Annotated in this window: 14 protein-coding genes and 3 pseudogenes; 8 read left to right on the top strand and 9 right to left on the bottom strand. The window is 63.2% G+C overall.

Annotation, left to right across the window (positions count from 1 at the left end; all coding sequences use genetic code 11):
• Window positions 1-7 precede the first annotated feature (7 nt).
• From B0G71_RS07715 to B0G71_RS07675, 9 genes and pseudogenes are all read right to left on the bottom strand, one after another.
• Entirely contained in the window at window positions 8-379 is a 372-nt protein-coding gene (locus tag B0G71_RS07715; RefSeq protein WP_116140815.1) for a hypothetical protein, read from the bottom strand.
• Window positions 376-651 carry a nitrogen fixation protein NifZ gene (locus tag B0G71_RS07710; protein WP_116140813.1) on the bottom strand — a complete coding sequence of 92 codons (276 nt, stop codon included), beginning with the start codon at window positions 649-651 and terminating at the stop codon, window positions 376-378. The genes B0G71_RS07715 and B0G71_RS07710 overlap by 4 nt, the downstream gene beginning before the upstream one ends.
• On the bottom strand, window positions 648-1,028 hold the full coding sequence (locus B0G71_RS07705) for a nitrogen fixation protein NifZ (RefSeq protein WP_027193760.1): 381 nt from the start codon (window positions 1,026-1,028) through the stop codon (window positions 648-650). The genes B0G71_RS07710 and B0G71_RS07705 overlap by 4 nt, the downstream gene beginning before the upstream one ends.
• Window positions 1,021-1,857, bottom strand: coding sequence for a 4Fe4S-binding leucine-rich repeat protein (locus tag B0G71_RS07700; RefSeq protein WP_116140811.1), 837 nt, complete (start codon window positions 1,855-1,857; stop codon window positions 1,021-1,023). The genes B0G71_RS07705 and B0G71_RS07700 overlap by 8 nt, the downstream gene beginning before the upstream one ends.
• A complete protein-coding gene (locus tag B0G71_RS07695; protein ID WP_116140809.1) occupies window positions 1,854-2,435 on the bottom strand; it encodes a hypothetical protein in 582 nt (193 codons plus the stop codon). Before B0G71_RS07695 ends, B0G71_RS07700 begins: the two co-directional genes overlap by 4 nt.
• Before the next feature lie 15 nt (window positions 2,436-2,450).
• The gene (locus tag B0G71_RS07690; RefSeq protein WP_116140807.1) at window positions 2,451-2,858 is read right to left on the bottom strand and encodes an iron-sulfur cluster assembly accessory protein; all 408 of its coding nucleotides are present in this window, start codon (window positions 2,856-2,858) and stop codon (window positions 2,451-2,453) included.
• Between the two features lie 50 nt (window positions 2,859-2,908).
• Window positions 2,909-3,103, bottom strand: coding sequence for a 4Fe-4S binding protein (locus tag B0G71_RS07685; protein WP_026226294.1), 195 nt, complete (start codon window positions 3,101-3,103; stop codon window positions 2,909-2,911).
• A 40-nt stretch (window positions 3,104-3,143) separates the two neighbouring features.
• Window positions 3,144-4,739, bottom strand: a complete 1,596-nt coding sequence (nifB, locus tag B0G71_RS07680) for a nitrogenase cofactor biosynthesis protein NifB (RefSeq protein ID WP_116140806.1) — start codon at window positions 4,737-4,739, stop codon at window positions 3,144-3,146.
• A 254-nt stretch (window positions 4,740-4,993) separates the two neighbouring features.
• A pseudogene (locus B0G71_RS07675) lies at window positions 4,994-6,696 on the bottom strand (sigma 54-interacting transcriptional regulator).
• A 318-nt stretch (window positions 6,697-7,014) separates the two neighbouring features.
• On the opposite strand from B0G71_RS07675, the pseudogene B0G71_RS07670 reads away from it, so the two are divergent.
• The 8 genes and pseudogenes from B0G71_RS07670 to B0G71_RS07640 form a co-directional block, all read left to right on the top strand.
• Window positions 7,015-7,688, top strand: a pseudogene (locus B0G71_RS07670) (aminotransferase class V-fold PLP-dependent enzyme); the annotation flags it as partial.
• Window positions 7,668-7,853 carry an iron-sulfur cluster assembly scaffold protein gene (locus tag B0G71_RS42620; RefSeq protein WP_258875753.1) on the top strand — a complete coding sequence of 62 codons (186 nt, stop codon included), beginning with the start codon at window positions 7,668-7,670 and terminating at the stop codon, window positions 7,851-7,853. The pseudogene B0G71_RS07670 and the gene B0G71_RS42620, both read left to right, overlap by 21 nt.
• Window positions 7,854-7,880: 27 nt before the next feature.
• Window positions 7,881-8,255, top strand: a complete 375-nt coding sequence (erpA, locus tag B0G71_RS07665) for an iron-sulfur cluster insertion protein ErpA (RefSeq protein WP_116140804.1) — start codon at window positions 7,881-7,883, stop codon at window positions 8,253-8,255.
• 23 nt (window positions 8,256-8,278) lie between these two features.
• A pseudogene (locus B0G71_RS41905) lies at window positions 8,279-8,401 on the top strand (2Fe-2S ferredoxin); the annotation flags it as partial.
• Between the two features lie 426 nt (window positions 8,402-8,827).
• Window positions 8,828-9,964, top strand: coding sequence for a homocitrate synthase (nifV, locus tag B0G71_RS07655; RefSeq protein WP_105512129.1), 1,137 nt, complete (start codon window positions 8,828-8,830; stop codon window positions 9,962-9,964).
• 154 nt (window positions 9,965-10,118) lie between these two features.
• Window positions 10,119-10,457: a nitrogenase stabilizing/protective protein NifW gene (gene nifW, locus B0G71_RS07650; protein ID WP_105512130.1), complete on the top strand. Its 339-nt coding sequence runs from the start codon at window positions 10,119-10,121 to the stop codon at window positions 10,455-10,457.
• Between the two features lie 34 nt (window positions 10,458-10,491).
• A complete protein-coding gene (locus tag B0G71_RS07645) occupies window positions 10,492-11,340 on the top strand; it encodes an electron transfer flavoprotein subunit beta/FixA family protein (RefSeq protein ID WP_105512141.1) in 849 nt (282 codons plus the stop codon).
• The gene (locus B0G71_RS07640) at window positions 11,337-12,440 is read left to right on the top strand and encodes an electron transfer flavoprotein subunit alpha/FixB family protein (RefSeq protein WP_116140802.1); all 1,104 of its coding nucleotides are present in this window, start codon (window positions 11,337-11,339) and stop codon (window positions 12,438-12,440) included. The genes B0G71_RS07645 and B0G71_RS07640 overlap by 4 nt, the downstream gene beginning before the upstream one ends.

Genomic DNA, 12,440 nt, shown 5'->3' with positions numbered 1-12,440 from the left:
GTTTGCTTCACGGCCAGAACACGCATTCGCGATCGATGCACAGCGTGTCCAGCAGCTCGGCCAGACCGGTGCTCTCATGCTGGGGCATCCATCGGTGCGACGCATGATCGCGCGCGCTCAGGTGCCACATACCGTCTTCATCGCGCGTGAGCCAGGCTATGTCGATCAGCCCGCCATTCGCGTCGACATTGCGGGAGCAGCACGGGCTCTCGACACGGAACCCCTGCCCATCGCGCAGCACGCGCGGCAGCACATAGTGGTAGCGGGTACGCTCGCGCAACGCTTGCTCGATCTGGCGCTGGGTCAGGTCGAACGGGCGGCTCGCGCGCAAACCGTCGCGCGGCGCCGCCGCTTCTGGCGCACTCGCCTGAACCGTCATGACATGGCTCCTTCTTCAGGTAGCAGGCCGGCGGGCGCGGGCGCAATTTCATTCCCCTTGCATCCGACGACACAGTTGCCGAAATCCACCAGATAGACTGGCTCGCCGCTCTCAACCACCTGGCCGACGTTGACGATTTCGCCGACCGTACCCGCCTCGGCCAGACAATCGTCCTGGCCGCGCTCCGGAAAGCTGCCGTCGTTGCACAGGTCATCCAGCGCGATCACGCGCATGCCCCACTGATAAGCAGGCTGAACCGGTTCGATACTCATGCTGACGGCTCCTGCGGTTGCGACGTTTCCGGCTGGACCCGCGTGCCGATCTTGTGCAGCGCTTCGGCCCGCTCGCCCAGGCCTTGCAGCACGTCGTCCGGCAGGTTGTCGAGCGTACATAGCTCTTTCGCGCGCATGCCGACACGGTGGCCGCTCTCGACGAAATCCACCGCGTAGATATAGAACTGCTGAAGGAAGGTGTCGATGCTGGTGACGTAGCCGATCTCGCCCTTGTTCACCAGCACTTCGCCGATGTCCTTGCCGTTGTACGTACCGTCGTTGCGGATAACCGAGCGTGCGATCACGCGCTCGCCGTAGTTGAAGCGCGGGGGAAACGCGACCTCAATCAGGTCGTCGTCGCGGTTGATGTCAGCCATGCTTCGCTCCTGCTGATCGTTGCGTTTGTCCGGTGGTCATCAGGTTCGCGACCTCGCCCGACTGCCGGCGCCGCCGCGCGAGCGCGCGCACCTCTTCGTCCGCGTCATTCACCAGCGACGCCACGATTTCGCCAGCGGCGCGCCGCGCGACTTCCCAGCGCACTCGCCAATCGGGATCGAACGCGAGGCGCGATAGCAGCGTCGCGGGCAGACGCTCAGCGACGATGCGGCGTACCTCGGCCTCGCTGTCGTCGGCAATACGCAGCAGCGCGGGCATCTCAAGACGCTCGGCCAGTCGCATCCGGACTACGCGATCAGGGTCGCCGATCATCTGCGGCAGCAGCGCGAGCGGCAGACGCTGCGCCACCCACTCGCGCACGCCGTAGTCGGAATCGCCCCGCATGCCGACCAATGCAGCAGGCGACACGCGCTGCGCCACGCGAATCCGCACCTCGCGATGCGGATCGTGGATCAGGCGCGCCAGTTGCGCCTGCGGCAATCGCAACGCGAGCTGCAGCCGGACCATCTCGTCCGGATCGCCGAGCAATGCAGGCAGACAAAACACATCGGCGTGACTCGCGGCGATTGCGCGCACCTCGAAGTACGGATGCGCAAGCTGCTCGTTGGCCAGTTCAGGATGCCAGTGAAAGAAGCGCTCGACGCGGCGCGCGTACGCATCCTGCATGCACGCGTGCCCTGGCCCGCAACCGTGCTCCGCCGGCAACTCGCGGAACCGCACGTAGCCGCAGCCGGTGCAGTCGAGCGGGCCGCCCTGCCAGTGGCGCGGTACAATGTCGCCGACTGGTACGCGCACGTTCTGTACGCTCATGGTTGCGTCCCCGTCCAGCCGCGCGTCGGATACGCACTCAGCGCATCCATTGCATCGTCGGACCCGGCGCCGGTCTCATGACGATCCAAGACATGCGAAAGCAGCGCGCCCCCCACCCGGTCTTCGGGATCGAGCCGGCGCAATTCGCGCAGTAGCATGCGCGCTTCTTCAAAGTCGCCGAGACGCATGTTGAGGTACACGAGGCCCTTCAGTGTGAACAGATAAAAACGCGCGGCCGCGTCATAACGCGTGGTCACGTTCGCGGCCGCAAGCGGTTCCTCGCCGAAATCTGAGCCCAGCGCGGTGCGGGCGACCGCCAGCGCGTCTTCGCCGATCGCACGCGCCTGCGCCAATTTATGGCCGTAGAAGTAAAAGCGGTACAGCGCGATCAACGGCACCGGATGGCGCGGCGCGGCGGCGCGGGCGCGTTGCAACAGCGCGAGCGCCTCATCGGGGCGCTCGCGCAACCGACCCGCCTCGGCGATCAATGCATTGACGCCTGACGGCAAGCCGCCGCCAATCGCGCTCTGCGCAAACGCGGTCATTGCGTCGTCGAGGGCACGGTCGCCGGACTCCATCGCCATCGCTCCTCTTCAGGAAATCTGACGCGGCAGCGGCGGCCGTCCGCGGCCAATCGCGCTGACATCGATGGTCGCCACGCCTGGCGGCGCCGAATCCGCACTGCTGCTGCAACCACAAGCGGCCTGGTTCGGATTGAAGAAGATCAAGCCGGACTGGGTTGGCGTGTCGGCGAAATCTATCGTTATGCCTTCGAGCATCAGCCGGCTCTCAGCCGGCAGGAATACGCGCAAGCCGTTGATGTCGAGTTCCTGTTCGCCTGGTTGTAGCGCCGGCTCGGCGGTGAATTCCGCGGTATGGCCGGAACAGCCGCCGGCGCTCACCACCAGACGAAAGCCGGCGCCAGCCGGCAGGCCCGAAAAGCCCACGATACGACGCATGAACTTCTCGGCGGCGCTCGTAACAGTTACGCTGGACAGCATGATGCGTAGTCTCCTGTTGGATGAATGGCCGGCCCGGCCACGAGCCAGACTCAAACCTGAACGATGCAGCCGTCCACGGGACACACCGCGACGCACTGCGGGTCGTCGAAGTGGCCTTCGCATTCGGTGCATTTCTTGGGGTCGATCGCGAACACGCCGCCTTTCTCGCTGATCGCGACATTGGGGCATTCCGGTTCGCAGGCCGAGCATCCCGTACAGGTGGACGCAATAATCTTCAGAGGCATGGAGGCTCTCCTGTTGTCCTGTCTGGAAGGGTGTGGGATATCACGCCGCTGAGGCTGACGAGGTGTAAGCGCCCTGGCGGATTGAAGCATCGCCGCGGTCCCGATGCACGATGGCGCCGCTGGCGATGCGACTGCGGTAGTCGTTGAACCAAGCAAGCAGCGCTTTTTCGATGAATTCGCCGACGTACTGATCGACCGGCTCGATGCCCGCTTGCGCCAGTTCGTCTTTCGGGCAGGCGCCGATCTTCGCGACCAGCACCGCGTGGCAGTCGTGGAGCGCGCGCACGACCGACGGTAGTTGCTCGTCGTCGCCATAACCGCCCCGGCAATACAGGTCCACCCGGCGATGGCCGCCGAACAGCGCTTCGGCTGCCGAGACCTCGAAGATCTGAAACTCCGCGACGTGGCCGAAGTGCTCGTTGACCCGGCCGCCGCCCTTCGTTGCGACCGCGACCAGCACCTTCATGTCGTCGGCGACGTCGATCTCGCGAGAGACAGCCAGCGCTTCTTGCTTCGCGTCGTGCTGCGCCTGACGCTCGGCTTCGACGCGCTGCTGGTATTCACGGCGGCGGTCGAGGTCGTAGACCACTTCCATCTGCTCGATCTTGTCGAGCGTGAATTCCTCGCTGCGGTCCTCGCCGAGCAGGCCAACCGCATCCGCGCGGCACTGGCGGCAATGACGCATCAGGTTGGCGCCGCCCATGCAGGCGTCCTGCACGGCCTTGAGTTCCTGCGCAGTCGGCCCGCGCTGGCCGCTCAGGCCAAAGTGAGTGCCGTGTTCGGGCTCCGAGATCAGCGGCATGATGTTATGCAGGAACGCGCCGCGTTTCTTCACCTCGCGGTTGACCTCGATCAGGTGCTCGTCGTTGATGCCGGGAATCAGCACCGAGTTGATCTTGGTCAGCACGCCGCGTGCGGTGAGCATCTCGAGACCCTTCATCTGCCGGTCATAAAGGATGCGGGCTGCTTCGTAACCGGTCACGCGCTTGTGCTCCCAGAAAATCCACGGATAGATTTGCTCGCCCACCGCCGGGTCGACCATGTTGATGGTAATTGTCACGTGGTCGATGTTGTACTTGCAGATTTCGTCCACAAGGTCGGGCAATGCCAAGCCATTGGTCGACAGGCACAGCTTGATGTCCGGCGCCTGTTCCTGCAGCATCCGGACCGTCTCGAAGGTCTTCTTCGGGCTCGCCAGCGAATCACCAGGACCGGCAATGCCAAGTACCGTCATCTGCGGAATCTCGCTTGCGATGGCCACGACCTTCTTCACTGCCTGTTGCGGCGTTAGCTTCTGAGAGACCACGCCGGGACGCGACTCGTTCGAGCAGTCGTATTTGCGGTTGCAGTAGTTGCACTGGACGTTGCAAGCCGGCGCCACCGCCACATGCATGCGCGCAAAGTGATGATGGGCTTCTTCCGAGTAGCACGGGTGATTCTTGACCTTCTCCCAGATGTCCGGCGGCAAGTCGTCGAGACTGCCCGACGCGCCGCAACTGGCCTTACCCTCGCCACCGTGCGCGCCGCAGCCGCCACCGGTGGACGGGTCTTCGATCTTCACGCCGAGAGGTTTAATCTGCCCGATGCCGATATAAGCCGCTGCGGGCAAGTCGCTCGCATTTGAACTCGCTTGCATGGATATCTCCTCGCAACCGACGGCGGCCGCGCGCAAGCCATAAAGCCAGATCCATGCCACTCGACAAGAAAGCCAAGGATCAACGTGTTAGGGGATATTTCGCAGTTCTGTATGATCCCGGCGCGCGACGTATCCCTCCAATTTCGTTGCGTCGTGTCGGTGTTGCGACAAATCTCACACGACCTGGAACGCATGTGCCGAACCAGCGAGATGGACCCGCACAAGCTGGGTAGGCGAAGCATTCTCTATCCTGGTCAGAACCGGTGAACCTCAATAGAGGATGTATGCAGCGCATAGCCTATCTGCCGGGGCGTGATCCCCAGGAAGCGCGCCGCCTTCGCCTGGGCCGAGCCGCTGCGCTCCGTCGACCAGATCAATCGTTCGCGTTAACCCTCCGGCTTCCCCGGCTTGCGATGTCGTGAACGTTCAGTCGTCCGCCGCCGGATCCAGATCAGTGGCAGCCTCAGCGGCCGGGCTGCCCACCAGACAGCCGGTGCCGACGCCATATCCGGATCATGATGCCCGTACGGCGGCTGCGACGACGGCACTTCAGCGATCGGCATTTCGCCCAGAGGCGCGGGACGAACCGCATCCTCGCGCTCGATGTAGTGCAGCACCTTCGTCAGATAATGGTCCTCCTGACACAGGAACTTGAAACGGTCGATCACGCCGTCACGCGTCATGGTCGCCTTGCATTCGACACAGTTCTCCAGTTCACGAACTTTGCCCGGCCAGTAGCATCTCATCAGCACCCGCATCGCTTCCGCGTCGAGGCGAATGGACTGCGCGTTTTCACGGTTGAAACGGGCAAGAAGCTGTGCCTTGGCCGGAATATCTTCTCGCCGCTCACGCAGGGGCGGCAACTCGATACTGACCACGTTGATACAGTAGTACAGATCCGAGCGCAACTCGCCGGCCGTCGCCATCCGTTCAAGGTTGCGATTGGTCGCGAGAATCAGACGCACATCCACCTTCACCGGCGTCATGCCGCCGACACGCTCGAACTCGCGCTCCTGCAGCACGCGCAACAGCTAGGCCGGAAACGACGGCGCGATATCGCCGATCTCGTCAAGGCACAGCGTACCGCCGCCAGTTCGAAGCGGCCCTTACTTGTGGCCCCTGCGCGCCGGTGAAGGCGCCTTTCCCGTCGCCGAACAGCTCGCTTTCCCGCAAGGACTCCATCAACGCCGCGCAATTGCCCGGACGAACGACTCGCTGCCACGCGGCGACAAGTCGTGGATCGCACGCGCGATGAATTCCTTGCCAGTGCCACTCTCGCCGTGCAGCAGCACGATGGTACGCGCGGGGGCGAGCTGGTGAATCTGTGCGAACACTGCCTGGATCGCCGCCGAGACACCGACTACCTGGTCGATCTGTTAAGCGGGCTTGATCACCTTCCGCATGCGCCTGACGTCATCCTGCATGCTATCGTGCGCCGCGCATACGCTGCGCTGGAGCAGCAACGTCTACCCCCATCAGGGTCGCGACAATCATCACCAGATGCAGGTCATCGACAAACAGCCGGCTTGCACCGGGGTTCACGCAATCGACAGCGAGCACGCCGAGAGTGCGCCGGTCGGTGTGGATCGGCGTCGCTAGCATGGCGATGCACGCCCCCGGTATCTGGTCCGCGCCACCCATGCGAACAGGAGCGACGGTTCATCATTCACGTTGGACACGATCACCCCGATGCCGCTCTTTCACGCGCGGCCGACGGTGCCTTCGCCGGGACGGAACTGAAGACGCTGCTGCTCGTCACGCGAAAGACCCGTAGCGCTCAGGCCGCCCAGTTGCCGGTCCGGTTCGGCCAGCACCACAAAGGCGCGCCGCCACTCCATGGTGCGCACAAGATAGTTCAGGGACTCGGGAAGGCTTTTGCCACATCGAGCGACGAAACCAGCGTCTTGCTCGCCTCGTAGACACCGTCCAGCGCTTGCCGGGCAACGGCCGCCTGCATGTTCACATTGACTTCCTCTTCGTGCGCTGCGCGCTTTCGATGTACCAGCGCAAAGCGCAAGATCAACGCAAAGACACAGCGTCTAAGGTAAGCCCATTTCTACGCCTGATGATTGAGCCATCGCGCATGTCAATCCCGCGTGCGCAACGACAAATCCGACAAAAAGGACGACGAAAATCCGGGCTCGTCGCGCGCATCGACACAAAAACAACAGCGAAACAACACCGGACCGGCTGAACGAGGCCACTAGAGCGTGAAAATCCACTGGCATGGAAGTTGCAATGAAGGTCGCACTACCCCCGCTTTCAGGAGCCTGCAATGTCGGATTTCCAACGCGTCAGCACCGGCCTTCATCCACGCGGCGCCGACCCCGTGTATCGGGATCATGCCACCACCACGCCGGTCGATCCGCGCGTGATCAGACGCATGCTGCCTTACCTGATCGACATGTACGGCAATCCTGCCAGCCGTTCGCATGCCTATGGCTGGGTCGCCGAAGAAGCGGTTGAACTGGCCCTCGAACAGGCCAGTTCGCTCGTGAACGCGGACCCGCGCGAGATTGTCTGGACCTCCGAAGCGACGGAATCGAACAACCTCGCGATCAAGGGTGCCGCGCACTTTCATCGCGCCAAAGGCAATCCCCTGGTGACGCTCACGACCGAGCACCAGTCGGTGCTTGGCGCGATGCCCGAACTTGATCGCGAAGGCTTCGAGGTCACAGTGTTGCCGGTGCAGGAAAGCGGCCACGTGGACATCGCTGCAAACGGCGCGCTCTGCCGCGCCCGGGGCATCCTGCTGCACGTGGATGCCCCGGGCGCCGGCAAGTGCCGGTCGATCTGATGTCTTTCCCGGCTCACAAGATCTACGGCCCCAACGGCATCGGCGCGCTATATGTGGGGCTCCGGCCGCGCGTGCGGATCGCGTGCCAAATGCACAGCGGCGTCCACGAGCGCGGCATGCGCTCCGGGACGTTGTGCACGCATCAGTTCGTCGAGGAACTGGCATCGCCGCCGACCGCGATCCACTGCTCGATTCTCGCCGAGGACGCGATCAAGGCGGCCGTGTCCGACTTTCGCCCGCGCCAGACGCTTCGAGGCGCAGTAGCCAACGACCTGCAACTCGCCGAGCAACCGACCTGCTCATCCAACCCGAAGTGAGTCCATTCAAGCCTGAGAGGAACCTCCATGGAAACGCTCGCCCAACCGGCTTCCGCCACACCCGGCGTCATGCCGGGCCTGCTCGAATTCACGCCTCAGGCCGCTGCGAAAGTGGCCTCGCTGATCGAGGAAGAAGGCAATCCCAACCTGAAGCTGCGGTTGTACGTGTCCGGCGGCGGCTGCTCGGGCTTCCAGTACGGCTTCGCGTTCGACGACCAGGTGGTGGACGACGACATGCAGACCGTCACGGACGGCGTCACGCTGCTGGTCGATTCGATGAGCCAGCAATACCTGTTCGGCGCGCGCGTCGACTACGAAGACGGCCTGGAAGGTTCGCGCTTCGTCATTCACAACCCCAATGCGCAGAGCAACTGTGGCTGCGGCAGTTCGTTTTCCGTGTAAGACAATCATGACAATCTCACTGACTGGCGCCTCCTGACGACGAGGAGAACAACCAGTTCGACAGTGCATGGGGTCTTGACGTGCAATCGCGTCTCGCGTGCTGCGTGAAGCTGCGCGACGCCGACCTGACGATCGAACCGCCGTGACATACGCGCGACCTCGCGCGTGAGCACTGGGGGGCAAGCGTCCTTAGCGCTGTGCGGCCTCTTCAAGCGCCATGGCGGTCATCGCCGCGAGCGCATAGCCGCGCTGATAGCCGCTGCCTCTGTTTATCTTCCGGCATCGTCGTTCCTATGGATAGCCAATCCCTACAGCGTTTGCATCGCACCGATGGCGTCCGCACGTCCTGGCTGACCACGCACATCGCGTCGTCCATCGCTTTTTGCAGCGCCGTGTTCCTCGCTACACCTAGCTGTTCGAAACAGGACATTCGCGACAGGTCTTCGTTGGGACCGCTTCATCACAGCGCCAGCGAACGCCGGGAAGCCCCGCGGCAAGCGGCTATTCGCAGTAACCGTGCATGGCACAGTACTTGCGATGGGTATGATCAAATGCCTAAAGGACCACTTCCCGTGTCGAATCCGATCATCAACGACACCACACTGCGCGACGGCGAACAGACCGCTGGCGTCGCATTCACGGTTGCCGAAAAATGCGCGATTGCCGAGGCGCTGTCAAGCGCCGGGGTACCCGAACTGGAAATCGGTATCCCCGCAATGGGTGCCGAGGAAATCGATTGCATCCGGACCATCGTCGCGCTGAATCTCGACGCCGATCTGATGGTCTGGGGCCGTCTCACCGACGCGGACCTGGCGTCGGCCTTGTGCTGCAATCCCGACATCATTCACCTGTCGATTCCCGTCTCCGATATCCACCTTCAACACAAGTTGCGCCAGCCGCGCTCATGGGTGCTCGCGCAGGTGAATCGCGTGATCAGCGCCGCCGTCAAAAGCGGCCGCAAGGTTTCGCTGGGCGCGGAGGATGCCTCGCGCGCGGACCCCTCGTTCCTCGACGACGTGGCGCGGCACGCGCAACAGTGCGGTGCGCAACGCATCCGCTTTGCGGACACGCTCGGCGTCCTCGATCCTTTTTCGACCTATGAAGCGATTGCGCGATTGCACGACGCGGTCGATCTGGAAATCGAAATCCACGCGCACAACGACCTCGGGCTCGCGACCGCGAACACCCTTGCCGCACTGCGCGCCGGCGCAACCCACTCCAACACCACCGTCAATGGTCTCGGCGAACGCGCCGGAAATGCCGCGCTGGAGGAGATCGTGATGGGCGTGCGCCATATCATGGGTCGCAATACCGGCGTCGACACGACCGCGCTATTGAGCATCTCTCGGCTTGTCGAACGGGCTTCAGGACGCCCGGTCGCGCTGAACAAAAGCATTGTCGGCGCCAGCGTATTCACGCACGAGTCCGGCATCCACACAGACGGGCTCGCGAAGAATGCATCGACCTACGAGAGCTTCGATCCCGCCGAACTCGGTCGCGAACGCTCGGTCGTGCTCGGCAAGCATTCGGGTTCGCAAAGCGTGCGCCAGGCTTATGACGCGCTCGGCCTGCCCGTCAGTGAAAAGCTGCTCGTGCTGCTGCTGCCCCGTATCCGCCACCATGCCACCCAGCACAAGCAAGCGCCCAGCGCCGCCGACCTGTATCGCTTCCTGATCGAGTTGCGCTACACCGTCGGAGAATTGTCATGAACGGCGCTGTGGTCCGCTTCACGAAGTGCGTCGCGCAACCCGATCAGTCTGGCACGACGCCGCCGTGCGCCACCAGCGACGCCTGCGACAAGTACTTCGCCGAGCCGACGTTCTGTCCGCATCTATCCTCATCCGCTTGCAAGGAGTAAACGCTATGAAAAGCTTTGTCCAGCAACTCAAGGCGCTGTCCTCAGCCGAGGACTTCCTGCAGTTCTTCGGCATTCCGTTCGACCAGAAGATCGTCAACGTGAGTCGGCTACACATCCTCAAGCGCTTCTTTCAGTACATCCAGCAACAGGACGCGCTGCCGGAAAGCGACGAAGGCGCGCTGTTCGCGTCATATCACGCGCTGCTGCTCAAGGCTTACGGCGACTTCGTCACCTCCACGCCGGCGCAGGAAAAAGTGTTCAAGGTGTTCCGGGACACAAATGGGCGGCAGCACGTTTCACTCGACAGTCTGCGCGCGTCGCTGCCCGCGCGCACCCTTGCCTGACAGGTGGAGCAAGACCATGCACATCGTTAAGACCATGCACATTGTCGTCTGCATCAAGCAGGTCCCGGACTCCACGCAGATCCGCGTTCATCCGGTCACCAACACGATCATGCGCCAAGGTGTTCCGGCGATCGTCAACCCGTATGACCTGTTTTCACTCGAAGAGGCGCTGCGGCTGAAGGACCGCTTCGGCGGCAAGGTCACGTTACTTTGCATGGGCCCGCCGCAGGCCGAGGAAGCGCTGCGCAAGTGCATCAGCTTCGGCGCGGACGACGCCGTGCTGCTCACCGACCGCGCATTCGCTGGCGCGGATACGCTCGCTACGTCGTACGCGCTGGCAGCGGGTATCCAGCAGATCGCGAAGGAGCAGGCGGTGGACATCGTGTTCACTGGCAAGCAGACGATCGACGGCGACACCGCGCAAGTCGGCCCCGGTATCGCCAAACGCCTCGGGCTGCAATTGCTGACCTACGTGTCGCGCATCGTCGAGACCGCTCTCGATGCGCGCACGATCACCGTCGAGCGCCGCGCCGAGGGCGGCGTGCACGTGCTCAGGACCGCGCTGCCGTGCCTGATCACAATGCTGGAGAACACCAACGAACTGCGTTTTGCGACGCTGCCCGCGATGATTCATGCGGCCGGCTATCCGGTGCACAAATGGAACTGCGAACAGGCCGGCATCGAAGACCTCAGCAAGATCGGTCTGAAGGGCTCGCCGACAGTGGTCAGCAAAGTCTTTGGACCGACGCCGCGCAGCGAGAAAGCGGAGATGCTCGACCTCGACGCATCGAGTCTTTGCGACGTGTTGGTGAACCTGCTGCAAAAGATCTTCACGCGCCATCCTACTTTGGAAGCTGACCTGCTGATGAAGGAGGGGTCATGAACGCACCCGCCGCCCCCGCGAAGAAACCCGCCGGCCGCGCAGGACGCATCCTCGAACTGCCGGAACACCTGAAGGCCTACAAAGGCGTCTGGGTCTTTATCGAGCACGACCGTGGACACGTGCACAGCGTCTCGTGGGAACTGCTCGGTGAAGCGCGCAAACTGGCCGACACGCTCGGCAGCCGAGTGGGCATCGCGGTGCTCGGCGGCGCGAATGAACCGCTCGAACAGTTTGCCGCAGAAGCCTTCACTTACGGCGCGGACGATGCGTACATCGTCCACGACCCGGTCTTGCAAGGCTATCGCAACGAGCCGTTCACGAAAGGGCTCACCGACCTCGTCCACCAGCATCAGCCCGAGATCCTGCTGCTGGGCGCGACGTCGATGGGCCGTGACCTTGCCGGCTCCGTAGCAACGACCCTGCTGACCGGGCTGACCGCCGATTGCACTGAACTCAACATCGATCCTGCGTCGCGGGCGCTGGCGGCGACGCGCCCCACCTTCGGCGGCTCGCTGCTGTGCACGATCATGACGCTCGCGTACCGTCCACAGATGGCGACGGTGCGCCCGCGCGTGATGCCGATGCCGCTGCGCGACGCCGAACGCACCGGCAACATCGTCCCGGGAACGCTGGGGATGATCGAGACGGATATCGTCACGAGGCTGCTCGACTTTATCCCGGATGCGAGCAGCAACCGGATCAACCTGCCCTATGCCGATGTGATTGTGAGCGGCGGCAAGGGGTTGAAGAGCCCGGAGAACTTCCAGCTGGCGTTCGAACTGGCGAACGTGCTCGGCGGCGAAGTGGGTGCGACCCGGCCATGTGTGCAGGCCGGCTGGGTCGAGGGGGAGCGCCAGGTGGGACAGACCGGCAAGACGGTACGGCCCAAGCTCTACATTGCCGCCGGCATATCCGGCGCGATCCAGCACCGCGTGGGCATGGAAAGCGCAGACGTGATCGTGGCGATCAACACCGACCCGAACGCACCCATCTTCGATTTCGCACACTACGGGATTGTCGGCAATGCGTTGCAAGTGTTGCCCGCGCTGAAGCAGGCTTTTGTGGAGCATTTGACCCGGCGCCGCAAGCAGGCTGCCTGA

The sequence above is a fragment of the Paraburkholderia sp. BL27I4N3 genome, assembly GCF_003386115.1.
Lineage (GTDB): Bacteria > Pseudomonadota > Gammaproteobacteria > Burkholderiales > Burkholderiaceae > Paraburkholderia.
The sequence above is the reverse complement of the archived record's forward strand: the minus strand, read 5'-3'. Positions and strand labels throughout refer to the sequence as shown.

Coding starts and splice junctions, on each gene's coding strand:
- B0G71_RS07715 (WP_116140815.1), bottom strand. CDS start 379: ATGACGGTTCAGGCGAGTGCGCCAGAAGCGGCGGCGCCGCGCGACGGT.
- B0G71_RS07710 (WP_116140813.1), bottom strand. CDS start 651: ATGAGTATCGAACCGGTTCAGCCTGCTTATCAGTGGGGCATGCGCGTG.
- B0G71_RS07705 (WP_027193760.1), bottom strand. CDS start 1,028: ATGGCTGACATCAACCGCGACGACGACCTGATTGAGGTCGCGTTTCCC.
- B0G71_RS07700 (WP_116140811.1), bottom strand. CDS start 1,857: ATGAGCGTACAGAACGTGCGCGTACCAGTCGGCGACATTGTACCGCGC.
- B0G71_RS07695 (WP_116140809.1), bottom strand. CDS start 2,435: ATGGAGTCCGGCGACCGTGCCCTCGACGACGCAATGACCGCGTTTGCG.
- B0G71_RS07690 (WP_116140807.1), bottom strand. CDS start 2,858: ATGCTGTCCAGCGTAACTGTTACGAGCGCCGCCGAGAAGTTCATGCGT.
- B0G71_RS07685 (WP_026226294.1), bottom strand. CDS start 3,103: ATGCCTCTGAAGATTATTGCGTCCACCTGTACGGGATGCTCGGCCTGC.
- nifB (WP_116140806.1), bottom strand. CDS start 4,739: ATGCAAGCGAGTTCAAATGCGAGCGACTTGCCCGCAGCGGCTTATATC.
- erpA (WP_116140804.1), top strand. CDS start 7,881: ATGGAAACGCTCGCCCAACCGGCTTCCGCCACACCCGGCGTCATGCCG.
- nifW (WP_105512130.1), top strand. CDS start 10,119: ATGAAAAGCTTTGTCCAGCAACTCAAGGCGCTGTCCTCAGCCGAGGAC.
- B0G71_RS07645 (WP_105512141.1), top strand. CDS start 10,492: ATGCACATTGTCGTCTGCATCAAGCAGGTCCCGGACTCCACGCAGATC.
- B0G71_RS07640 (WP_116140802.1), top strand. CDS start 11,337: ATGAACGCACCCGCCGCCCCCGCGAAGAAACCCGCCGGCCGCGCAGGA.